A 20,985-nucleotide genomic window follows, 5' to 3' on the forward strand; every position below is an offset into this window, starting at 1 on the left:
GAGTGAGATTTTCGCTGCGGTGCGTGCCCTGTTTGAGCAGCGGCTGACGCAATGGGCGGATCCTGGACTGTGAGACGGGCTGTCAGCCAGGTTCCCAAACGCATATTCCCATTCATTTCCGCCACGATTCACGCTAGGAAATCGTCTATGTTTGTTCCCTTCTTTGAAAACTTGCGCAACGCATCCGTGCCAGTGTCCCTGCGTGAATACCTGACTTTTCTGTCGGCGATGAAAGCGGGGCTTGCCACCTATGACCCCGAGGCGTTTTATTATCTTGCCCGAACGGCGATGGTGAAGGATGAACGCCACATCGACCGCTTTGACCGTGCCTTTTCCGCCAGCTTTTCTGGGTTGGATGCAATCAGTCCTGAGCAGGTGATGCAGGCGGTGGATGTGCCCGCTGACTGGCTGACCAATATGGCCGAAAAGCACCTGACACCCGCAGAAAAGGCCGAGATCGAAGCGCTTGGCGGGTTTGACAAGCTGATGGAGACGCTGCGCGAGCGGCTGATGGAACAGCAAGGGCGCCATCAGGGCGGCAACAAATGGGTGGGCACCGCGGGCACGTCGCCATTTGGGGCCTATGGGTATAATCCCGAAGGGGTGCGGATCGGGCAAGACGGATCGCGCCACCAGCGCGCGGTCAAGGTCTGGGACAAGCGCGAGTTTCGTAATCTTGACGATTCGGTCGAACTGGGCACACGCAACATCAAGGTCGCGCTCAAACGCCTGCGCAAATGGGCCCGCGTCGGTGCAGTGGACGAACTGGATCTGGACGGCACAATTCGCGCCACCGCCGAGCATGGATATCTGGATGTGCAGACCCGGCCCGAGCGGCGCAACGCTGTCAAGGTGCTGCTGTTCCTTGACGTGGGCGGATCGATGGATCCGCATATCAAAGTTGTCGAAGAGTTGTTCAGCGCCGCCCGCGCCGAATTCAAGCATATGGAATATTTCTACTTCCATAATTGCTTGTACGAGGGGGTGTGGCGCGACAATCGCCGCCGCTGGGACGCGCAGACCACAACCGCCGAGGTGCTTCGCACCTATGGTGCTGATTACAAATGTATTTTTGTGGGTGATGCCTCGATGTCGCCTTACGAGGTCGCCGCCCCCGGCGGCGCGAGTGAGCATTGGAACGCCGAGGCGGGTCAGGTCTGGCTGGCACGGGCGCGGCAGCAATGGCCGGCGAACCTCTGGATCAATCCGGTGCCTGAAACTCATTGGCAATACACCCAGTCGATCGGAATGATCCGCGACGTGTTCGAGGATCAGATGGTGCCGATGACACTGCAGGGGCTGGATCGCGGGATGCGGGCACTGACACGTTAACGCACCTTCGCATGTTGCCGTGTGCGGGATCGAGGGCGCGATGCAGGTGGCTGGTCGCCCGGGTATCTGCCGCTCAGACGAGCAGCTTTTCAATGGCGATGGTCAGGATCAGACCGACCAATGCAAAGCAGATGCCAAAACCCGCCGCGTATTGTGCGATATCGGCGGCACTTCCATTGCGGCGGCGGGCGGTCAGTCCCCCCGTCAGTGCCCCCAAAAGTGCCCCTGCAATCACGATCATATGCGCCCCACGTTCCCCTTGAGCGGATTGAGCGAACCGATCTCGCGCAGCTTTGCGCGTACGGCCCAATCCGGGCCGAACCCGTAGCGCGCCCAGCCCAGAGAGTCCATGCGCACTTCACGCCCCTCGGACACCCGTCCCGCCAGATCCAGCGCTTCGGCGCGTAGCAGCATCAGCGTAGCGAGAAGTGCGGCGTTTTCGTGCCGCGCGGCGATGTCGATGGCACCACCCAACAGGGCCAGCGCTTCATCCGGCCGGTTCTGGCTGATTGCATAGGCGGCCAATTGCGACGCGGTGTAGGCGCGGTGTAGTCCAGTTCCCGGTGTTGCGCCAAAATAGCGGTCGGCAAGGGTGAACTGTGCGTGGGCAGCCTTTGGGTCGCTGGCTTGTAGAATTCGGCCCATGGCATAATGGGCAAAGCCGCGCCGGTGGTCGCTCCAGCCCATGACACCTGCAATCTTGACCGCCTCACGCGCTGCGGCCTGGCGCTGCGACGGGCTTGCTCCCGGGCCGAGGGCCTCTTGCACCGCGTTGATCCATGCACGCGGAGTCGATCCAAGCCGACGCGGCGGCAGTCCCTCGCCTGCCGGGTTGAGCCGCGCCAGTACCGCGGGCAGACGTCGGGCGGCTTCACTGCGGCGCATGCCGTTGCGCAGGGCCGGATCGTAGTAAATCCGCAGCACCAGCATATCAAACCCGGTCAGGACGGTGTGGACATTGTCATCGTTGAACACGGAATCGGGCAGGCGATACAGGTCGTTGAGCGGCCCAAGCGCCTGCGCCAGTTCCTCGTGCAGGCAGTCGCGCACCTCTTGCGGACTGGCATCGTTGGGCAGGAAGATGGCGACGCGGGTGCGGGCGGTCATCCGGCTCCAGTTGACGCGCGCTGAGCGGCGGGCGCTGCGGTATTCGCCCAAAGAACTGACGTTTGGCGCGACAAAGCACGCGGCCTGTGGCAACGTCTTGCGGATGGCACTGCGCGGCACGGCCTCGATTGTGACATTGGCGGCGGCGGCAGCAGTCTGGTTGATGTCCATCCCGGCCTCGCTGCGCAGTCGGTACAGCAGCCGGTTCAGATCGGGTACCAGGTTAGGCGGTGGTGCGCCGGTCACGCGCACCGAAATCGGCCCGTCAAAGCGGGTCAGCACCGGCAGGGCACGCCCGGATTCCAGCTGAAACGCCAGATCAAGGAAATCGCGCGACAGGTCACGGTTGGACACATGCGGCGGCACCGGGCGCGGCGCAGAGAACACCTTTATCGGTGGAAGGGCGGATTCGGTGACTGTGCCCATGTCGGACCGGGTGGCGGTGTCCTGCGAGGTGACAGGCATACAGGCGCCCAGCAGTAGATACAGGGGGAGGATGAATTGACGCATCAGAACCTCGGATCGCTTAGGTCAGGGGGACGGCAGCCGGTCCCGCAGGGCCTGCCGGGGCGGTGACCTGGACGATCCGTAACAGGCGGGTAAGGTCGCTACAGATGTGATCGGCCCGTTGGCTGGGACGCGAAGCAGATGCCAGCCAAACCCGCAAGGCGCGCGGCGCGTCACGTTCATTGCTGAGCGCATCATCAGTCAACCGGCGCGCAAGGCGCACCGTCAGAGCCGTTCTGTGGGACATGTGGTCAGCCTGCCTGCTCGTTTTGAATGATTGAACCATCCGTTGTTTTTTTGTCCTCGATACGATGACTATAGGGCCAAATCAGGGTTTCTGACTATGGCCGAGCGAACAAGCCTGAAATTTTGTCTGTGCAGGGCTCAAAATTACCATGAATTGTTAGGTATCAATTTGTTAAGCTGTGCAGTTCAGCAACAATCACCTTAGAAACGGACCACTTTTTCGATATTGATCCCGCTCTAAATACAGCCATTTTGTGGCGACGGTCCGTGATGATGCGAATGCATTGGCGCCAGATCGCAGACAATGCGGCCGGTCGGGATAGGGGGATGGATTTACGGTCACGTGACTGGCGGGCATTCGGCCTCAGGCCAGCAATGCGAGCGGGATCAGCGATAGCAGGCAGGTCCATATTATGACCGGGGTGATGGCGTCGCTGCGCACTCCGTGCAGCAGCGCCAGCGAAAACGCCATCATGCCCGAAGGGCCCGCCGCGTTCAGGATAAACTGCGGTGCCGCCGGATCGCCGGGCGAAAATTGGGAAATCAATGCCCAGACCATCAGCGGAAACAGCACCAGTTTTAGCCCCGCGATAGTGATGACGACCGGTGTGGGGACAAGCGGGCTGGCCGACAGAATCACACCGACAGCAAACAATGTCAGTGGCGGCGCGGCGGCTCCGGCAAAATCCAGCGCCGTGACCAAAGGCGCGGGCAGGGGCAGCGCGATAAGATTTGTGAGAACTGCGAGCAGGATCGCCAGCAACACCGGGTTGCGTGACATCGATGCAACTGCGGCCCCCGCGCCACGATCACCACTGAGGAGCTCGATCGAGATGATGAAAAACGCGAATGCCACCGTGGAGTCCCAGGCGACAATGGCTCCGATCGAGGTCACGCCGTCGAGGCCATAGATGAGCACGGAGATCGGCCAGATATAGAGCAGCGAATTGACAAAGACGACCGCCATGGCCAGCAGCCAGGCCTCGGCCACCTCACGTCCAAAGATGCGGCGCGCGATCTGATAGGTCAGCACAAACGCCACGATTTCGGCACAGGCATACAAGGCGAGCGGTCGGACCGGAAAACTGGCCACGTCAATTCGCGCGATCAGCAGAAAGATCAGCGGCGGTTGAAACACAATGAACGAGACCCGGTTGATCGCGCGGGCTTCGATGCCACTGACCATGCCGATCCGACCCAGGAGAAATCCCAGCGCCAGAACCGAAAAAACCGGGAGGATATTCCCGGTGAGGACATCGAACATGGGGGCGACCCTACCGGCCGCGCCGGGCCATAAAGGCCAGACGTTCAAACAGGTGAACATCCTGTTCGTTCTTGAGCAGCGCGCCGTGCAGTTTTGGCAACGCATTGGCGCCGTCGCGTTTCAGATCGTCGGGCGCCAGATCCTCGGCCAGCAGAAGTTTGAGCCAATCCAGCACCTCAGAGGTCGACGGCTTTTTCTTGAGCCCCGGCGTCTCGCGCAGCTCGTAGAATTGGGTCAGGGCTGTGGTCAGTAATGCCTCTTTGATACCGGGGTGGTGGACGGCGACGATCTTGCGCAGCACCTCGGGTTCGGGGAAGCGGATATAGTGAAAGAAACAGCGCCGCAGAAAGGCGTCGGGCAGTTCCTTTTCATTATTCGAAGTGATGATGATGATCGGGCGATGGCGCGCGGTGACTGTCTCTCCGGTCTCGTAGACGTGGAACTCCATCCGGTCGAGTTCCTGAAGCAGATCGTTGGGAAATTCGATATCGGCCTTGTCGACCTCATCAATCAGCAGCACGACCTTTTCATCAGCCTCGAATGCCTGCCAAAGCTTGCCCTTACGGATATAGTTGGACACGTCATGCACACGCTCTTCACCCAGCTGGCTGTCGCGCAGGCGGCTGACGGCGTCATATTCATACAGGCCCTGTTGCGCGCGCGTGGTAGATTTCACGTTCCATTCGATCATCCGCAGACCCAGGGCGCTGGCAACCTGACGGGCCAGTTCGGTCTTGCCTGTACCCGGCTCACCCTTGACCAGAAGCGGGCGCTCCAGTGTGACTGCAGCGTTCACCGCCATGGTCAGATCACCTGTTGCCACATAATCGGGCGTGCCTTGGAATTTCATCTGTTGCGGTCCTTACTGTCCGGTTGGTCCGGGGCCACAAACGCGCTGTCGCGGCTGGTATTTTGTCGTGACAATCCCGAGGTCGTGGGTTAAATGCTGCGCGCAGGGGTGCCAGATATCTGAGGAAATTACCATGGCAGATGTTGGCCTGAACGAGGGGAAAAAGATGAAAGCCGAATCGTTCTTGCCGGATGATTACCGACCGGCCGAAGATGAACCATTCATGAACGAACGCCAGTCGGAATATTTCCGTCTCAAGCTGCTGGCGTGGAAGAATGACCTGATGGCGGACACGCGGGACACGCTCGAAGGGTTGCAGGACGGAACACGCAATATTCCCGACGTGACGGACCGTGCCTCGGAAGAAACTGACCGGGCGCTGGAGTTGCGGACCCGCGATCGCCAGCGCAAGCTGGTGAGCAAGATTGACGCCGCGCTACGCCGCATTGACGAGGGCGAGTTCGGCTATTGCGAAGTGACTGGAGAGCCAATTTCGCTCAAGCGTCTGGATGCGCGGCCGATTGCGACGATGAGCCTTGAGGCACAGGAACGTCACGAGCGCCGCGAAAAAGTGCACCGCGACGATTGAAATGGTGGTGGCGCGGAGATGATGCGTCGCCGGGCCTTTGGGTGGACAAGTTGGAAAGCGCCGGGGCAGATGCCCCGGCTTTTTCATTTGGGGAGGGCCGTGATGAGCAAAAGGCAACAGGATGGCGCGTAACGTCACGGTGATCGGCGGCGGAATCGGCGGGCTGGCGGCAGCACTGTGCCTGCGTCGGCGCGGGTATGATGTGCGGGTGCTGGAACAGGCTGATGCGTTGCGCGAAGTCGGCGCCGGATTACAGATCTCGCCCAACGGGCTTTGCGTGCTGCGGGCACTGGGGCTGGAAGGCGCGCTGGAGGCTGTTTCGGTCAGGGCGCAGGCGGTGGAATTGCGGGATTATGCGCAGGGGGCACGGGTATTGCGGCTTGACCTGGCGCGCGCGGCGCAGGGTTATCATCTGGTTCACCGGGCGGATTTGTTGGACCTACTGGTTGCAGCGGCGCGCGCTGCAGGGATCGAGATCCTTCTGGGGCAGCGCGTGCGGGAAGTGGTGCCGGGGCCCGTTCCATTACTGCGGATGGAGTCCGGGGATCTGGCGGGCGGTGATCTGGTTGTCGGCGCGGATGGCTTTGGTTCCGTTCTGCGGCCAGTTCTAAATTCAGAGCCGACGCCCGCGTTCTCCGGTCAGGTAGCATGGCGGGCGCTGGTGCCCAACACCTTGGCACATGGAGCAGAAGCGCGGGTTTACATGGGGCCGGGACGCCATTTGGTGAGCTATCCGCTGCGGGGCGGGACGTTGGTCAATCTGGTCGCAGTCGAAGAGCGCAGCGATTGGGCCGCCGAAGGCTGGAACCATGTGGACGATGCGGATGCGCTGCGCCGCGCCTTTGCCGGGTTTGGCGGTGAGGTGCCCGCGCTGTTGCAGATGGTTGAGGCGCCTCGGCTTTGGGGATTGGTCCGGCATCCGCCGGCGCAGGTCTGGTGGGGCGATGGCGTTGCTTTGCTGGGCGATGCGGCGCATCCAATGCTGCCGTTTCTGGCGCAGGGTGCCAACATGGCGCTTGAAGATGCCTGGGTGCTGGCAGATTGTCTGGCGCAGAATTGGGGGCCGGCCGGACTTGCCGCTTATCAGGCCGCACGGCGCCCGCGCGTCGCACGAGTTGTCGCGGCTGCTGCAGGCAATACCTGGAAATACCATCTGCGCAATCCGCTCCTGCGGCACGGCGCACATCTGGGGCTGCGGGTTGCGGGCAGGGTCGCGCCGGGCCACATGATGCGGCAGTTTGACTGGCTCTACGGGGTGGATGTGACTGCCGGGGTGTGATCCGGCGGCGCGCGCAGGTTTCTGGATAGTGTGGCAACGCGAGCCCGACGGATTGACACTGTGCTAGTTGATGAAGCAGCGCGACTCAAAGTGGACTTTGGCAGGGGGCGACTCTGCCCCGCGCCGTGATAGAGTGACGCAAAACGGAGGATTGGGCATGGATAGATTTGACGGGATCCCGGAAACCGCCCTGGCCTGGCATAAGGCCGGAACGGGGGCGGTTCTGGCGACGGTCACGCAGACTTGGGGGTCGGCACCGCGCCGGGTCGGGGCGCAGCTTGCCATTTCGGGTCAGGGCGAGATCGCTGGATCGGTGTCGGGCGGTTGCGTCGAAGGGGCGGTGATCGTTGAGGCGTTGGAGGCGCTGGAGGCGGGCGAGGCGCGGGCGCTGGAGTTCGGGGTGAGCGATGACGATGCCTTTGCGGTCGGTCTGGCCTGTGGCGGCACAATACGGGTCATGGTCGAGCCGGTGGGCGCGGTGCTGCCCGAGGCACTGCTGGCCGATCTTGTGACTGCGCGGGCGGCGCGACAGCCAGTGGCGTATGTGGTCGATCTGGACAAGAGCGAGCGGCGGATCGACCGCGATGATCATATCGATCGGTTCCGCATGGATCGTTCCGGCTTTGACGACGAGGGTGGCCCCTTTGTTGCGATTCACAACCCGCCGCTGCGGCTGATTGTGGTCGGGGCGGTGCATATCGCCCAGGCGCTGGTGCCGATGGCGCGGATTGCGGGGTATGATCCGGTGATCATCGACCCACGCGAAACGTTCGGATCCGAGGCACGTTTCCCGGGTGAGCGGATGCTGCATGATTGGCCGGACGAGGCGTTGGTGGCAGAGGGCCTGGATTCGCGGACCGCGCTGGTGCTGCTGACGCATGACCCCAAGCTGGACGACCCGGCGTTGGAGCGGGCGCTGGCATCGGGCTGTTTTTACATTGGTGCTCTGGGATCGACCCGGACGCATGCCAAACGGGTTGAACGGCTGACGGCGGCAGGGTTTACCCCCGATCAGATCGGGCGGATCCACGGGCCTATCGGTCTGGATATCGGGGCGGCGGGACCATCGGAGATCGCCGTGTCGATTCTGGCTGAGATGACCCGCGTGCTAAGGCGCGGGGCGTGAAATTCGGCTCCGTCCCCCTCGATCGGGCCGAAGGTGCGGTGCTGGCGCATTCCGTGGCGCTCTCTGATGGGCGGTTGCGCAAAGGCACTGCGCTGGGGGCTGCCGAACTGGCGCGACTGGCGCAGGGTGGCATCGCAGAGGTGGTCGTTGCGCGTCTGGCACCAGAAGATGTGGCCGAAGACGCGGCAGCGGCACGCCTTGCGCAGGCATTGGTGCCTGACCCGGATTTGGTCGGCCTTAGGATCGGACCCGCGGCGACGGGACGGGTCAATCTGTTTTCGCAAGTTACGGGTGTCGCCGAAGTGGATGCTGCGCGGATAAATGCGGTCAATGCGGTACATCCGATGATCACCGTGGCGACGGTGCCCAAATGGCAGCGCATGGCACAGGGCGCCATGGTGGCGACGGTCAAGATCATCTCATATGCCGTTCCCGAGAGCGATCTGGTGCAGGCCTGCGCCGTCGCTGCGGGCGGACTGCAAATGCGGCCCACGTCGATTGCCACGGCGCAGCTGATCCACACAGCGGTCGGCGACGATGACTGCGACAAGGGCCAGCGCGCCATTCAAACCCGGATGGAGCGCATGGGCGTTGCGCTGGGTGACAAGATGGTGGTCCGGCATCAGATTGACGCACTGACTGTGGCGCTGCGCGGGGTGACGGCCGATCTGGTGATGATCCTGACCGGTTCGGCCACTTCGGACAGTCGCGATGTCGCGCCCGAGGCCGTGCGCGCGGCTGGCGGTACGGTGACACATTATGGCATGCCGGTTGATCCTGGAAATCTGCTGTTTATTGGCACGCTTGGGGGGCGACCGCTGATTGGGTTGCCGGGGTGCGCACGTTCACCGGCGCTGAACGGTGCCGACTGGGTGATGGAGCGGCTGATCTGCGGTGTGCCGGTCAGTTCTGCCGATCTTATGGGGATGGGGGTGGGCGGGCTGCTCAAGGAGATCCCGAGCCGTCCGAGACCGCGCAACGCCGGACAGTAGCAGCGGCGATCCGGTACACCGCGTGGTGCCGCAGATCGGTCACCCGGAACAAAAAAAGGGGCGCGCCGCTGCGCACCCCTTGGATCGTTGCCCGGATCAGGTGCGGGCCTGTGCCGATCTGGTTACTTGGCAACCGGTCCGATCATCATGATCATCTGGCGGCCTTCCATCTTTGGCATATTCTCGATCTTGCCGATCTCTTTGACATCTTCAGCCACGCGTTCGAGCAACTCGCGCCCAAGGTTCTGGTGCGCCATCTCACGGCCACGGAACCGCAGGGTGATCTTGCACTTGTCGCCATTCTCGAGAAACTTGAAAACCGAACGCATCTTCACTTCGTAGTCATGCACGTCCGTGTTCGGCCGGAATTTGATTTCCTTGACCTCGATGATCTTCTGTTTCTTGCGCGCTTCGGCTTCGCGTTTTTGCGTCTCGTATTTATACTTGCCAAAATCCATGATCTTGCAGACCGGCGGAGCGGCATTCGGCGAGATCTCGACCAGGTCGAGCCCGGCTTCTTCGGCCATGACCATCGCACGCGCTGGCGTTACGACGCCGACGTTTTCGCCATCCGCGCCAATCAGGCGGATTTCCGGCGAACGGATGCGGTCGTTGATGCGAGGGCCGGTTTCGCGCGTTGGAGGCGCGTTATGGGGTCTGCGGGCTATGGTAATGTTCCTTATATGCTTCCACGTCAGGGGCGCAGGGTAAACTTCGTGCGCGAACGTTTCAAGCGACAAATAGGCTGTTTTGCGCCGAATTCTAGTGCAAAAGCCTTGTGATTTCGTGGGTCGGGGGGCACATGCCAGACTGAAATACCCCTTTGGCGCGAGCAGACAGGTCGCGCTGCTTTTCAACCTCATGAAAGGAGCGTGAAATGAAGAACGTGATTATCGGACTTGTGGTCGTCGGAGCTGTGGCTGGGGGCTATGTGCTCTGGTCTGGCCAGACCACGACTGTTGTTGAGACAAATGTGACGATGCCTGAGGCCGTAAATACCAATATCGCCCCTGAATCCGAAGCGGTCCCAGAGTTGGACGAGGCCGTGACCGAAACGGAACAGGCCATGGAAGAGGTCGGTGATTCTGTCGCGGCGACTGTCGAAGCGGGTGAGGCTGAGGCCGATTCCATGGTGACGGATGCGCAGGACATGGCAGACGACGCGATGACCTCGGCTGAAGAAACGGCAGAGGCGGCTGGCGAATCGGCTGCGGATGCTGCGGACGACGTTGCCGCCGGGACTGATGCGGCATTGGACGCAGTCGGTGAAACGGCAGGGGCGATGGCAGATGCCGCGAGTGATGCGGCGTCGGCGGCAGGCGATATGCTGCGCTCAGCTGAAACTGCTGCGACTGACACCGCAGACGACGCGGCAGTCGCAGCGACTGAAATGTCTGAAACCGTTGCTGATGCGGCGGATGAAGCCGCAGACGCAGCGCCCGAGATGGCGAGTGACGCCGCTTCGCAAACCGCGGACGCAACCGCCGAGGCCGCAGACACTGCAACGGATGTCGCACCTGACGCCGCAGCGAGCGAGAGCGCACCGTCCGCCACCGAGGATCTGCTGGACGGCACCGCGACCGAGGGAATGGCGGCTCAGGCCGCCGAAGGGGCCGACCTTACCGTCGAGCAGCTAGGCGAGTTGCTGACTGTAGATGGCTATGATCATGACAAGGTGATTGAGGCAATCAACGCCTCGGGGATGAACGCCGGTTTGCGACTGACCACCACCACGGCGCTTGAGGCTGCGCGCAACAATCCGCAACTCTTGTCAGGTCTGCTGGATCAGCTGCGCGAGCGGCTGGGGTTCAGCGAATAACCGCATTTGGGGTGTGGCACGGTTATTCATTGCGCGTGACCGTGCCTGTCGTCTGAAACGGGCAGCGCCACCAAGAAAAAGGGCCTGCCCGTCACCGGGAAGGCCCAAAACACAGACTGACATCCATGCGATAAAGGCGGCATTCAGTCCAGAAACGCCTTTTCCACCACATAGTGACGCGGCGCGGAATTTGCACCTTCCTCGAGGCCATACCCTTCGAGCAGTTCTTTGATTTCTATGTTGAACGCCAGGTTGCCACAGACCATCGCGCGGTCAGCTTCGGGCGACAATGGCGCTACATCCAGATCGCCAAACACCGTGCCGTCGCGCATCAGGTCGGTGATGCGGCCCATCTTGGCACTCTGTTCGCGGGTCGTGGTGGGATAGTAACGCAGCTTGGCCAGGTTCTCGGCGCCGATCAGTTCGTTCAGTATCTCATCTTTGCGGATATCGTCGATCAGCGCGGCCCCATACGCCAGTTCGCCCAGTTCGCGACACGTATGAGTGATGATGACCTCGTCATAATCTTCATAGGTTTGCGGATCGCGCAGCAGGGAAGCAAAAGGCGCAAATCCCGTCCCGGTGGCAAAGAACCACAGCCGTTTGCCGGGCAGAAGCGCGTCATGCACCAACGTACCGACGGGTTTCGGACGCAGGATGATGTCGTCCCCGACCTGGATGTGTTGCAGGCGCGAGGTTAGCGGACCATCCTGCACCTTGATCGAATAAAACTCCAATTCCTCGTCCCACGAAGGTGAGGCGATGGAATAGGCCCGCAACAGCGGCTTTTGCTTGCCGGTCTTTGGGTCCGGTTCGCCCATAAGTCCGATCATCACAAATTCGCCTGACCGGAACCGCATTGACGCGGGGCGGGTCACGCGGAACGAAAACAGCCGATCGGTCCAGTGTTTCACGGCTGTGACTTTCTGGGCGTCGGGCAGGGTGGGTACTTTGACAGCTTTGGCGTCGGTCACTGGGCGTTGCTCGGTCATCTGTTTCAATTGCCGGACATGGGTCCGACTCCTGTCTTAAGGTGTGTTGTTACGTGTGGAAAGCGTAACATTTATTTATTCGTATGCAAACGAATTATCCGCGCAGGCGTGCCTGATAATCATGCGCCTGCCAATCCGCACGAAAGCGCCATTCAGCCGCGGGCTGACGTTCGGCCTGCGCATCGTCAATCTCGACCTCATCGAAACCGGCGCGGCGCGCCATCGCGTATTGATCGGAAATGACATGGCCCTGCGCTCGCAACCGCCCCTTGTAGCCGCGCAGCCGCAGCAGACGCGCCAGCGTGAAGCCGCGCCCGTCAGAGAAGCTGGGAAAGGCGATGCGGATCATCGGTGCGCCCTGGGCGCGGTCCAGATCCTCAGGCGCGGTGTCGGACGCCAGGTCCAGCGCCTGATCCGTAGCGGTTTCAGCGGCTTCAAAAACCGCAAAGCCAGCCTGCCAGTCATCGGCGGAAAAACCGCTGTCAGTCACGATCACGCTCATGCGCTCTCTCCTTGTCTTACGGCGCGGCCATCCACGATGTGAATACCGCATTCTTCCTTGTCAGCGCCGCGCCAGCGACCGGCGCGGGGGTCTTCACCCTCGGCCACCTTGGACGTGCAAGGCGCGCAGCCGATCGACGGGTATCCCTGTGCCACCAGCGGATGCCGGGGCAGGCGGTTTTCGTCCATATAGGCGCGGACATCCTCGGGGGCCCAATGGGCCAGCGGGTTCACCTTGATCCGTCCGGTCGGCTCATCCAGTTCAAAGAATTCAAGCGCGGCGCGGCTGCCCGACTGGAACCGTTTGCGCCCGGTGATCCAGCCGTCAAACCCCTGCAACGCAGCCTCAAGCGGCACGGTCTTGCGCAGGGCGCAGCAGGCGTCCGTGTCCGAAAACCGCAGCGCACCATAGGGATCGCGTGCCTTCAGCGTTTCGTCGTCCGTCCTGAGGATGCGAACATCGCGCAGACCGAGTCGTTCGGCAACCTCGGCTTGGTAGACCAGCGTTTCGGCGAACAGAAGCCGGGTGTCGATGAACAGCACCGGGGTACGATTGTCGACCATCGCGACCAGATGCAACAACGCCACGGATTCGGCGCCAAAACTCGACACCATGGCGATGCGCCCGGCCTCGGGATCGGTGAGCGCGCCGCGCAGCACATCCGTCGCCCCGTGGTGACGATAGCGGCTGTTCAGCGCGGCGACGCGGGCGCGCAATGCTTCGGTTTCTGCCTCGTCTGTTACCAGGGTGCTCTTGGTCAATAGTTCTGGCGTACGATCATGCCGCATCTCGGACCACCTCTTTGTCGGGATAAAGCGCCGCCTTGAACGGTGCCATGCCAGTGCGGCGGAAGGTTTCGATAAAGGTCTCGTCCGCGTTCAGGCGGATGTCGAGATACCCCGCCACCAAACGTTCGATTGCGGGCACGATTTCATCGGCGGAAAATCCGGGGCCGGCGCGTTGTCCAACCTTGGCAGTCTCGGTGTGGTCGCCGCCCAGCGTGATCTGGTAGTTTTCAACCCCGGCGCGGTCGAGGCCAAGAATGCCGATGTGACCGACGTGGTGATGGCCGCAAGCGTTGATGCACCCCGAGATCTTGATTTTCAGATCACCGATCTCGTGTTCAAGTTTCAGATCGTCGAACCGGGTCGCGATTTCCTGCGCGATTGGGATGCTGCGGGCGGTGGCCAGGGCGCAGTAATCCATGCCGGGGCAGGCGATGATATCCGAGATCAGGCCGATGTTGGCGGTCCCCAACCCGTTCTGTTGCAGGATTGCATGGATCTGCGGCAGGTCGGATTTGTGCACATGCGGCAGCACGACGTTCTGCTCGTGGCTGATGCGCAGTTCGTTGTGGCTGTATCGTTCGGCCAGATCCGCCATCACCCGCATCTGTTCGGCACTCGCATCGCCCGGCGTGGCGCCATGCGCCTTGAGGCTGATCTGCACAATCGCATGATCGGCGTCGCGGTGCGGTGACAGGTTGGTATCGGCCCATGAGCGGAATACCGGATCTTTGGCGCGCGCCAGATCGTAGCTGTCCAAAGCGGCAGTTTTCAGGGCAGGCGCGGCGAATTGCGCCTCGATATCGGCCAGCATCTGCTGGTCGGTGCCGGAAAACGCCGGGCGCAACTCGGCAAAGCGGGCTTCGACCAGATCGCGGATCGCTTCGATCCCATGCTCGTGCACAGTGATCTTGATCCGTGACTTGTACTTGTTGTCCCGCCGTCCCAGCAGGTTCCAGACGCTGACCACCGCTTCGAGATAGGGTAGCAGATCGGCGCGGGGCAGGAAATCGCGCACCACCTTGCCGATCATCGGAGTCCGGCCCAGACCACCACCAACAAGCACCTCGAACCCGGCTTCGCCGTCGCGCTTGACCATGCGCAGGCCGACATCATGCGCACGCGTTACAGCGCGATCATTGGGGCTGCCGGTGACGGCTACCTTGAACTTGCGCGGCAAGAACTGGAATTCCGGGTGGTCGGTGGACCATTGCCGGATTAGTTCGGCCACCGGACGCGGATCGGCAATTTCGTCCGCTGCGGCACCAGCGAAATGGTCCGCCGTCACGTTGCGGATGGTGTTGCCCGAGGTCTGGATCGCATGCATCTGCACCTCGGCCAATGCATCCAGCATGTCGGGGACGTCGCGCAGCTCGGGCCAGTTATACTGGATATTCTGGCGGGTGGTGAAATGGCCGTACCCCTTGTCCCAGCGTTCAGCGATATAGGCCAACTGCCGCATCTGGCCGCCGTTCAGCGTGCCATAGGGGATTGCGACCCGCAGCATGTAGGCATGCAATTGCAGATAGAGGCCGTTCATCAGGCGCAGTGGCTTGAACTCATCCTCGGTCAGGGCACCGCTGACGCGGCGCTCGACCTGGGCGCGGAACTGTGCGTTACGCTCGGCTACAAAGGCGGCGTCAAAGTCGGTATAGCTGTACATCGTCGGATCCTTTTTGCATGGCGCCGGCAGGGGCGTGGCGCTGTGTCCCACCGGGGGGGCGCCTGAAAACCTATAGGTTTTTCGCGTCAACCTGCCTGTTTGCCGTGGTGATAGTTCGAGGGGCCGGTACGGCGGAATTCCTCGCGGAAATGGGTCGGCTGCGGGCCTGATGCGTCGGCACTGACGTCAGCCAGATAGACGCCCACAGCTTCGGCGCTGCGCGACTGCGCATCCAGCAGCCGAATCTGCGCCACAGCCTCATCGGTGATGACTTCGGCCTCGGCGAGATGCCGGGTCCACTGATCATTCTCGGCCAGATAGATCACGTCGCCCTCAAGCAACGCGTTGGCGGTCACAACCTTGGGGGTAAAATCACGGGGCATCAGGCAAACTCCTGCTGTTTGATCTCGGAAAGGGTGGCCATCGCGGCGCGTGGCGCCAGGCCGTAAAGGGTAAGCGCCGGACCAGAGAGCCCTGCCGCAGTCAGATCTGCGGGCAGACTGGCCAGGGTTGACGCGATCACGCGCTGATCGGCGCGCGAGGCATTCTCGATCACTGTGACAGGTGTTGCAGGATCTGCGCCGTGCATGATCAGGCGACCCTGAATGAACCGCGCGGCCTTTTTGCCCATGTAGATCGCGGCAACTTCGCCGGACCGCGCCAGGGTTTTCCAGTCGTGATCTGCGAACCCCTTCATGTCGTGCCCGGTCAGGAAACGGACCGAAGCGTTGCGGTCGCGCCGCGTCAGGCTCTGTCCGATGCTGGCCACCGCAGCCGAGGCCGCCGTGATACCCGGCACGATATGCCATGTTACATCCGCTTCGGCGCAGGCGTCGATCTCTTCATCGAGGCGGCCAAAGATCGTGGCGTCGCCACCTTTCAGCCGCACCACCTGCGCGCCTGTCCGGGCATGTCGCACGATCAGCGCGTTGATCTCATCCTGTGACATCGACGGGCCAAAGCCCTCTTTGCCGGCGTCGACCAGCACCGCTTCGCGCCGTGCCAGTTCCAGGATTTCGGGGCTGATCAGCCGGTCGTGGATCACCACATCCGCTTCGTCCAGCGCCCGCCGCGCCTTGAGCGTCAGCAATTCCGGGTCGCCGGGACCGGCGCCGACAAAGGCGACATGGCCCGGTCGGGCCTCAATCGTCAGATGCCGGTCAAGCAGCCGATCCAGCGTCTCGGCAACGGCATCCTCGCCCTGGTCCAGCGCCCGGGGGCCGTCGCGAAAGTAATAGTCTGCCCAAAAATCCCGCCGTTTGCGGCCCATCGGCAGCGCGTCCGCCACCTTGCGAAACGCCTTGCCAATCCGCGCCAGCGTACCGAGCCCAACGGGCAGGCGTGCCTCAAGATCGGCCTTGATCGCACGGGCCAGTACCGGCGCGGCCCCCTCGGTGCCGATGGCAACGGTCACAGGATCACGGTCGACGATGGCAGGGGTGATGAATTGACTGTCTTCGAGATTATCAACGATGTTGATCAATGCCCCCTCGGCGCGGGCGATGGCGCTGGTGCGGGCATCGGCAACGGCATCCTCGTCAGCGGCGTAAAAGAGGACGGCACCAATTGCATCGCCGGATTGCATCGCGCGACGTTGCAGGTCAAGACGGCCGGCTGTCGCCCAATCGGCAATCTCGGGCGCCGGATCTGTCGCAAAGACGGTAAGATGTGCGTTGGTCTTCAGCAGTAGCCGCAACTTGGCCAGTGCCGCATCGCCACCACCGGACAAAACCACGCGCCGACCTGAAAGGGCGACGAAGATCGGGAAATGTTGCATGGTCAAGTCTCCAACTTTTGTCTGCCGTCTCCGCTTAGATATAGAATTTCTTCCCGTATTTTGGCTAGTGCCTTGCTAAAACAAGGATGTTTGTTCTAGCGTGACGCCAAAGGCGAACGTTTGGTTTCGTTGCGGCGCAAAAGGTGGGATATGGTTCGCATTGACGACACGGATCGAAAAATTCTGATCGCCCTGCAACAGGATGCGGGTCAATCGCTGGACGATATCGCGAAATCTGTGGGGTCCTCAAAGACACCCGTGTGGAACCGGATCCGCAAATTGCGCGAGGCCGGCGTGATTGGCCCGCAGACCGTGGTTCTGGATGCCGAGGCTTTGGGATTTGAGGCGTGCTTTTTTGTGCTGATCCGCACATCTGAACATGAAGCCGACTGGCAACAGGCATTCCTGCGAGCGCTTCAGGAACGCCCCGAGGTACAGGAAGCCCACCGGCTGGCGGGGGACATCGACTATATCCTCAAGGTGCGGGTTCGTAACGCGCGTGCCTATGACGCATTTTATCAGGCGCTGATATCCGAGGTGCGGGTCCACAACGTCACCGCGCTCTTGTCGATGGAAGAGATCAAGTCGACGACGGCGTTGCCACTGTGATCTGGTCTATCGGATTAGCTGGCGCGCCCCGCGATAACGGGCGATCTGTATCTGCTTTTGGGTGGTGACGCGGTAGCAGGCCATCCATGAGATGCCTTGCGCGGGATGGGTGGGATTGTCACCCCTCTTGGCCAAGTCGACAGGCGACATCATCCGAGTATGACGACCTAGTTTGTGGCCCTGCCGAGGTCGGGCGGTGCTGTTTCGCCGAAATTTCCGGTAATTCGGTCGATTGAGATGTGATGGCACACTCAAATACTGTGCCATCACAGAGGTCGCAGAGCTAGTTAGCCCGGCCCTGGTGCCTCATTTTCTGAGGCCGGCAGCTTCGATGACTTTGTCCCATTTCTCAACTTCTACGTTAAAGAACGCCTCCATCTCTTCGGGCGTGCTGTGGACCAGTTTGGCACCCATTCCTGCCATGCGCTCTCTGAGGGCCTCATCCGAAACCGCGACGGCCAGACCTTCGTTCAGGGCGGCCACGACGCTGTCATCGGTCGCTGTTGGAACCATAACGCCGTACCATGTTGAATACGCGTAGCCTTCGACGGTGTCAGAGACCAGCGGCACGCCGATATCGCTCGGGGCTTCGTCGGTGAGGGCAATCATCCGGATTTTGCCCGCTTCAAGCATGGCTGTCAGCGATGGAATCGAGCTGAGCGACATATCAACCGCGCCCGCCGCAAGATCGACGATGGCCGGGGCAGAGCCCTTGTAAGGAATATGCTCGATCTCGACACCGGTCGCGAGTTTGAACATCTCGAACCCAAGGTGAGCGGCAGCACCTGTCCCCGCCGAGCCAAAGTTCAGCTCTCCGGGATGCTCCTTGGCGTATGCGATCAGCTCAGCAACGTTTTGCACCTCGAGGTCGTTGTTGACGACCATCGCATGCGGGCTTTTCGACACCAGACCAACCGAGCGCAATTGCTTGGCGATTTCGGTGTTGCCGTCCATCAGCGGGCGGATCACCACGTTCCCGGCAGCGGCAAAAAATATGGTCTGCCCGTCGGGATCAGACGAAGCGACATGCTGTGCGCCGATAATCCCACCAGCGCCGCCCATATTTTCGACGATGACCGGCTGGCCAAGGAATTCACCAAGACGCTGCGCGATTTCGCGGCCCACCAGATCGACGGGGCCGCCCGGCGCAAACGCAACGATCATGCGCACCGGCTGATCTGGGCGCCAATCCTCGGCGTAGGCGGCTGAGCCTGCCAGCAGTGTCGTAGTGACCCCCGCCATCACGATTTTCATGAAATTCTTCATTGTCTCTCTCCCTTATGAAGTTTCTGATTATGGATCTGTTCGTTCTCTTGTCAGTCGATCATCCGAGGCCATTGCAACTGTAAAGATTGTCGACATTTGCTGTCTTGCGGATTATGCCCTGTCGCCGTGCGCAAGCGATCGCAAGGCTCAGGCTTGGCTCCACCGCCTTTCGCCCGAATGGTGTTGGGTTCCCAGCCATCTTAATGCTGGTTTCAAGCGCCTGTATGAAGTTGGTCACCACCAACGGGTGTCGAGCGGCAAAGGTGCGCGGAACCGTCATGACATGATTGATCTGGATGGCGCTTTCGCGCTGGCACCATGTTTTGCCTGCGCTGTGCGGATTGGGGATCACGGGCACAAAATCGTACCCATCGGGGGCGGCGCGTAGCACCGCTGCGTCCAGCGCGCCGTTGTTCAGCATCTCTTCGGCGGTGAGGCCATCCGGGGCGGGGCTGACATTCGCCGGGTTGTCGAAATTGTCCAGATGCGGCTCTTCGAATGTGACCCAGGTGATATCGTTCCGGCTAACCCCGTGCTCGCGTTCGAGGATGTCGCGCAGCCATGTCACCGTCGTGACCGGATACGCACGCACTCCGATCCGTTTGCCTGCCAGATCGGCCGGGTGTCGGATGGGGCCGCCCGCTTTGCAGAACAAATGGGCATGCTGATAGCCGCCCAAAACAACCGCTGGAAGCAGCGCCAGCGGGGCCTCGCGTTCATGCGCCATGAGAAAGGTCATGATCGGAAATTCAGCGATATCAATATGAAGATCGCGCGCGAATTTACGAAAATGCGTCACAGGGCGACCCGGCAGAAAGTCAACATCAAGATCCGGGTTAGGGGTGTCCCTGAAAAACCGCGTACCGGGGTAATTGCCCAAGAGTGCTGAAATTTTCACTGCATCCTCGTTCTCGAAGCGTTGAAACCTGCGCCGGGCACTAGCCCAACAGTTCGATGCGTTGGGGCAAGACGCGTTGACTGATCTCGCGACAGATGGACCCGGCCGCGCGCCCGTTTAGAAGCCTGTGGGGCAGGGCAGCGGTGCCGACGCATTCGTTTCGCATTTATGGGCTTCCTCAGGGGATTTCCTATTTGCCGACAGGCTGACGCGCATGGCGTACAAGAGCCAGTCCATGACCCGCACCCGTCATTCAGGGACACCTTACCGCCTCTCTGATAAAATGCAACGTCATTTCAAAAAATGAATCTTGGAGCTTGTGGCTTGTTGCCAACTCTGTAAATTGAACCCGCGCTAGCGCCCTGCGACCAAGAGGGGATACCGATAATCTAATGTCAGAATGCGGTTTCCGAACGACACGAGTTCGCACGTGCCATGCTGACTGAAGCTAAAAGTGAACTGTGACAGTGAATTAGGGCGCGCTTCTCAAGCGGCGCTCGTAGGGGAAAAAGGGCGAAATGGGTAAAATTCAAAACGAACATGTTAAGCCAACGCATGACGAGGACCGGATTTCGCAACTGTTTGCTGGTCGCTACGGCGCATCTGATGCTGAGATGCCGGGGTATTGCGGGCAGGTTCTGGATACGATCCTGGGGCACAGTACTGTTCGATCCTATCTGCCAGATCCGGTCGCAGAAGATGACATCAAGGTTGCGATCGCAGCCGCGCAATCCGCGCCGTCCTCGTCCATGCTTCAGCTTTGGAATGTGGTGACGGTCACTGACCCGGCACGCAAATCACGCCTGGCGGATTTGGCCAATCGGCAAAAACATATCTATGCCGCGCCATTGCTCATGGTCTGGATCTGCGACCTGTCCCGCTTGCGTCGGATGACGGAAACCGAAGGTGTCACTGCTGATGGGCTAGACTATATGGAGCTGTTTCTGACGTCGGTTGTCGATGTGACGCTTGCTGCGCAGAATGCTTGTGTGGCGCTGGAATCAATGGGGTATGGCACCTGCTACATCGGCTCGATGCGGAGCAATCCGATTGAATTGTCGGCCGAACTGAACCTGCCCAAAGGGGCGTTTTCGGTGTTCGGGCTTACGGTCGGGCGCGAAAATCCTGACCATCCTGCCTCGGTCAAACCCAGGCTGCCGCAGCGCACGGTGCGCCATCACGAAACCTTTGACGCAGACAAGCAGGATCAGGACATCGAGACCTATAATGCCACGATGCGGATCTTTCAGGAGCAGCAGAACATGGCAGTCATGAACTGGTCGCTTAAGTCCGCCGAACGCGTTGCGTCTGCCGAGGTTCTGAAAAACCGTGACAAGCTTCGGGGGTTTCTTGAGACGCTGGGCTTTTCGTTCAAGTAACCA

22 protein-coding genes are annotated in these 20,985 nt (G+C 61.0%); 8 read left to right on the forward strand and 14 right to left on the reverse strand.

Going from position 1 to position 20,985, the window contains the following annotated elements; genetic code table 11:
- The first annotated feature begins 147 nt into the window (after positions 1 to 147).
- Positions 148 to 1,332, forward strand: a complete 1,185-nt coding sequence (locus IMCC21224_RS08395; protein ID WP_047994966.1) for a VWA domain-containing protein — start codon at positions 148 to 150, stop codon at positions 1,330 to 1,332.
- 73 nt (positions 1,333 to 1,405) lie between these two features.
- Here the strand turns inward: IMCC21224_RS08395 and IMCC21224_RS27010 are convergent, their stop codons facing one another.
- The 5 genes from IMCC21224_RS27010 to IMCC21224_RS08415 all read right to left on the reverse strand — a co-directional run bounded on the left by IMCC21224_RS27010 (position 1,406) and on the right by IMCC21224_RS08415 (position 5,306).
- Positions 1,406 to 1,573 carry an apolipoprotein acyltransferase gene (locus IMCC21224_RS27010; RefSeq protein WP_082135163.1) on the reverse strand — a complete coding sequence of 56 codons (168 nt, stop codon included), beginning with the start codon at positions 1,571 to 1,573 and terminating at the stop codon, positions 1,406 to 1,408.
- Positions 1,570 to 2,949 carry a DUF2927 domain-containing protein gene (locus IMCC21224_RS08400; protein WP_047994967.1) on the reverse strand — a complete coding sequence of 460 codons (1,380 nt, stop codon included), beginning with the start codon at positions 2,947 to 2,949 and terminating at the stop codon, positions 1,570 to 1,572. Before IMCC21224_RS08400 ends, IMCC21224_RS27010 begins: the two co-directional genes overlap by 4 nt.
- Before the next feature lie 16 nt (positions 2,950 to 2,965).
- Positions 2,966 to 3,193 (reverse strand): hypothetical protein, encoded by a 228-nt coding sequence (locus tag IMCC21224_RS08405; RefSeq protein ID WP_156178191.1) that lies wholly within the window; start codon positions 3,191 to 3,193, stop codon positions 2,966 to 2,968.
- Positions 3,194 to 3,556: 363 nt separating this feature from the next.
- On the reverse strand, positions 3,557 to 4,456 hold the full coding sequence (locus IMCC21224_RS08410; protein ID WP_047994969.1) for an AEC family transporter: 900 nt from the start codon (positions 4,454 to 4,456) through the stop codon (positions 3,557 to 3,559).
- Positions 4,457 to 4,466: 10 nt separating this feature from the next.
- The gene (locus IMCC21224_RS08415) at positions 4,467 to 5,306 is read right to left on the reverse strand and encodes a MoxR family ATPase (protein WP_047994970.1); all 840 of its coding nucleotides are present in this window, start codon (positions 5,304 to 5,306) and stop codon (positions 4,467 to 4,469) included.
- Positions 5,307 to 5,472: 166 nt separating this feature from the next.
- Here IMCC21224_RS08415 and dksA point away from each other — a divergent pair, with 166 nt between their 5' ends.
- From dksA to IMCC21224_RS08435, 4 genes are all read left to right on the forward strand, one after another.
- Complete coding sequence (gene dksA / locus IMCC21224_RS08420) at positions 5,473 to 5,895, forward strand: RNA polymerase-binding protein DksA (RefSeq protein ID WP_047996982.1); 423 nt, start codon at positions 5,473 to 5,475, stop codon at positions 5,893 to 5,895.
- Between the two features lie 121 nt (positions 5,896 to 6,016).
- Positions 6,017 to 7,174, forward strand: coding sequence for an FAD-dependent monooxygenase (locus IMCC21224_RS08425; protein ID WP_047994971.1), 1,158 nt, complete (start codon positions 6,017 to 6,019; stop codon positions 7,172 to 7,174).
- A gap of 157 nt (positions 7,175 to 7,331) precedes the next feature.
- Positions 7,332 to 8,300 carry an XdhC family protein gene (locus IMCC21224_RS08430; protein WP_047994972.1) on the forward strand — a complete coding sequence of 323 codons (969 nt, stop codon included), beginning with the start codon at positions 7,332 to 7,334 and terminating at the stop codon, positions 8,298 to 8,300.
- Positions 8,297 to 9,292: a molybdopterin-binding protein gene (locus IMCC21224_RS08435; RefSeq protein WP_047994973.1), complete on the forward strand. Its 996-nt coding sequence runs from the start codon at positions 8,297 to 8,299 to the stop codon at positions 9,290 to 9,292. The genes IMCC21224_RS08430 and IMCC21224_RS08435 overlap by 4 nt, the downstream gene beginning before the upstream one ends.
- A gap of 122 nt (positions 9,293 to 9,414) precedes the next feature.
- Here the strand turns inward: IMCC21224_RS08435 and infC are convergent, their stop codons facing one another.
- On the reverse strand, positions 9,415 to 9,960 hold the full coding sequence (gene infC / locus IMCC21224_RS08440; protein ID WP_047996983.1) for a translation initiation factor IF-3: 546 nt from the start codon (positions 9,958 to 9,960) through the stop codon (positions 9,415 to 9,417).
- Between the two features lie 209 nt (positions 9,961 to 10,169).
- Between infC and IMCC21224_RS26455 the strand changes: the two genes are divergently transcribed.
- Complete coding sequence (locus IMCC21224_RS26455) at positions 10,170 to 11,111, forward strand: hypothetical protein (protein ID WP_053078930.1); 942 nt, start codon at positions 10,170 to 10,172, stop codon at positions 11,109 to 11,111.
- A 143-nt stretch (positions 11,112 to 11,254) separates the two neighbouring features.
- Here IMCC21224_RS26455 and IMCC21224_RS08450 read toward each other — a convergent pair whose 3' ends face one another.
- The 6 genes from IMCC21224_RS08450 to cysG form a co-directional block, all read right to left on the reverse strand.
- A complete protein-coding gene (locus tag IMCC21224_RS08450; RefSeq protein ID WP_047994974.1) occupies positions 11,255 to 12,103 on the reverse strand; it encodes a ferredoxin--NADP reductase in 849 nt (282 codons plus the stop codon).
- Positions 12,104 to 12,197: 94 nt separating this feature from the next.
- Positions 12,198 to 12,605: a DUF934 domain-containing protein gene (locus IMCC21224_RS08455; protein WP_047994975.1), complete on the reverse strand. Its 408-nt coding sequence runs from the start codon at positions 12,603 to 12,605 to the stop codon at positions 12,198 to 12,200.
- A complete protein-coding gene (locus tag IMCC21224_RS08460; protein ID WP_082135164.1) occupies positions 12,602 to 13,393 on the reverse strand; it encodes a phosphoadenylyl-sulfate reductase in 792 nt (263 codons plus the stop codon). Before IMCC21224_RS08460 ends, IMCC21224_RS08455 begins: the two co-directional genes overlap by 4 nt.
- Entirely contained in the window at positions 13,383 to 15,053 is a 1,671-nt protein-coding gene (locus IMCC21224_RS08465; RefSeq protein ID WP_047994976.1) for a nitrite/sulfite reductase, read from the reverse strand. Before IMCC21224_RS08465 ends, IMCC21224_RS08460 begins: the two co-directional genes overlap by 11 nt.
- 86 nt (positions 15,054 to 15,139) lie before the next feature.
- Complete coding sequence (locus IMCC21224_RS08470) at positions 15,140 to 15,436, reverse strand: DUF2849 domain-containing protein (RefSeq protein ID WP_047994977.1); 297 nt, start codon at positions 15,434 to 15,436, stop codon at positions 15,140 to 15,142.
- On the reverse strand, positions 15,436 to 16,830 hold the full coding sequence (gene cysG, locus IMCC21224_RS08475) for a siroheme synthase CysG (RefSeq protein ID WP_047994978.1): 1,395 nt from the start codon (positions 16,828 to 16,830) through the stop codon (positions 15,436 to 15,438). Before cysG ends, IMCC21224_RS08470 begins: the two co-directional genes overlap by 1 nt.
- Before the next feature lie 150 nt (positions 16,831 to 16,980).
- On the opposite strand from cysG, the gene IMCC21224_RS08480 reads away from it, so the two are divergent.
- Positions 16,981 to 17,439 (forward strand): Lrp/AsnC family transcriptional regulator, encoded by a 459-nt coding sequence (locus IMCC21224_RS08480; RefSeq protein ID WP_047994979.1) that lies wholly within the window; start codon positions 16,981 to 16,983, stop codon positions 17,437 to 17,439.
- A gap of 306 nt (positions 17,440 to 17,745) precedes the next feature.
- Here the strand turns inward: IMCC21224_RS08480 and IMCC21224_RS08485 are convergent, their stop codons facing one another.
- The gene (locus IMCC21224_RS08485) at positions 17,746 to 18,705 is read right to left on the reverse strand and encodes a tripartite tricarboxylate transporter substrate binding protein (RefSeq protein ID WP_053078931.1); all 960 of its coding nucleotides are present in this window, start codon (positions 18,703 to 18,705) and stop codon (positions 17,746 to 17,748) included.
- A gap of 58 nt (positions 18,706 to 18,763) precedes the next feature.
- Positions 18,764 to 19,603: an ABC transporter substrate-binding protein gene (locus tag IMCC21224_RS26460; protein ID WP_156178193.1), complete on the reverse strand. Its 840-nt coding sequence runs from the start codon at positions 19,601 to 19,603 to the stop codon at positions 18,764 to 18,766.
- Positions 19,604 to 20,121: 518 nt separating this feature from the next.
- Between IMCC21224_RS26460 and IMCC21224_RS08495 the strand changes: the two genes are divergently transcribed.
- Complete coding sequence (locus tag IMCC21224_RS08495; RefSeq protein WP_053078933.1) at positions 20,122 to 20,982, forward strand: nitroreductase family protein; 861 nt, start codon at positions 20,122 to 20,124, stop codon at positions 20,980 to 20,982.
- Positions 20,983 to 20,985: the final 3 nt, after the last annotated feature.

Origin of the sequence: Puniceibacterium sp. IMCC21224 (genome assembly GCF_001038505.1) — a bacterium.
Classification (GTDB): domain Bacteria; phylum Pseudomonadota; class Alphaproteobacteria; order Rhodobacterales; family Rhodobacteraceae; genus Puniceibacterium.

Bases quoted from the DNA above. Each gene is read 5' to 3' on its own strand.
- IMCC21224_RS08395 (WP_047994966.1), top strand. From the start codon at position 148: ATGTTTGTTCCCTTCTTTGAAAACTTGCGCAACGCATCCGTGCCAGTG.
- IMCC21224_RS27010 (WP_082135163.1), bottom strand. From the start codon at position 1,573: ATGATCGTGATTGCAGGGGCACTTTTGGGGGCACTGACGGGGGGACTG.
- IMCC21224_RS08400 (WP_047994967.1), bottom strand. From the start codon at position 2,949: ATGCGTCAATTCATCCTCCCCCTGTATCTACTGCTGGGCGCCTGTATG.
- IMCC21224_RS08405 (WP_156178191.1), bottom strand. From the start codon at position 3,193: ATGTCCCACAGAACGGCTCTGACGGTGCGCCTTGCGCGCCGGTTGACT.
- IMCC21224_RS08410 (WP_047994969.1), bottom strand. From the start codon at position 4,456: ATGTTCGATGTCCTCACCGGGAATATCCTCCCGGTTTTTTCGGTTCTG.
- IMCC21224_RS08415 (WP_047994970.1), bottom strand. From the start codon at position 5,306: ATGAAATTCCAAGGCACGCCCGATTATGTGGCAACAGGTGATCTGACC.
- dksA (WP_047996982.1), top strand. From the start codon at position 5,473: ATGAAAGCCGAATCGTTCTTGCCGGATGATTACCGACCGGCCGAAGAT.
- IMCC21224_RS08425 (WP_047994971.1), top strand. From the start codon at position 6,017: ATGGCGCGTAACGTCACGGTGATCGGCGGCGGAATCGGCGGGCTGGCG.
- IMCC21224_RS08430 (WP_047994972.1), top strand. From the start codon at position 7,332: ATGGATAGATTTGACGGGATCCCGGAAACCGCCCTGGCCTGGCATAAG.
- IMCC21224_RS26455 (WP_053078930.1), top strand. From the start codon at position 10,170: ATGAAGAACGTGATTATCGGACTTGTGGTCGTCGGAGCTGTGGCTGGG.
- IMCC21224_RS08450 (WP_047994974.1), bottom strand. From the start codon at position 12,103: ATGACCGAGCAACGCCCAGTGACCGACGCCAAAGCTGTCAAAGTACCC.
- IMCC21224_RS08455 (WP_047994975.1), bottom strand. From the start codon at position 12,605: ATGAGCGTGATCGTGACTGACAGCGGTTTTTCCGCCGATGACTGGCAG.
- IMCC21224_RS08460 (WP_082135164.1), bottom strand. From the start codon at position 13,393: ATGCGGCATGATCGTACGCCAGAACTATTGACCAAGAGCACCCTGGTA.
- IMCC21224_RS08465 (WP_047994976.1), bottom strand. From the start codon at position 15,053: ATGTACAGCTATACCGACTTTGACGCCGCCTTTGTAGCCGAGCGTAAC.
- IMCC21224_RS08470 (WP_047994977.1), bottom strand. From the start codon at position 15,436: ATGCCCCGTGATTTTACCCCCAAGGTTGTGACCGCCAACGCGTTGCTT.
- cysG (WP_047994978.1), bottom strand. From the start codon at position 16,830: ATGCAACATTTCCCGATCTTCGTCGCCCTTTCAGGTCGGCGCGTGGTT.
- IMCC21224_RS08480 (WP_047994979.1), top strand. From the start codon at position 16,981: ATGGTTCGCATTGACGACACGGATCGAAAAATTCTGATCGCCCTGCAA.
- IMCC21224_RS08485 (WP_053078931.1), bottom strand. From the start codon at position 18,705: ATGAAGAATTTCATGAAAATCGTGATGGCGGGGGTCACTACGACACTG.
- IMCC21224_RS08495 (WP_053078933.1), top strand. From the start codon at position 20,122: ATGGGTAAAATTCAAAACGAACATGTTAAGCCAACGCATGACGAGGAC.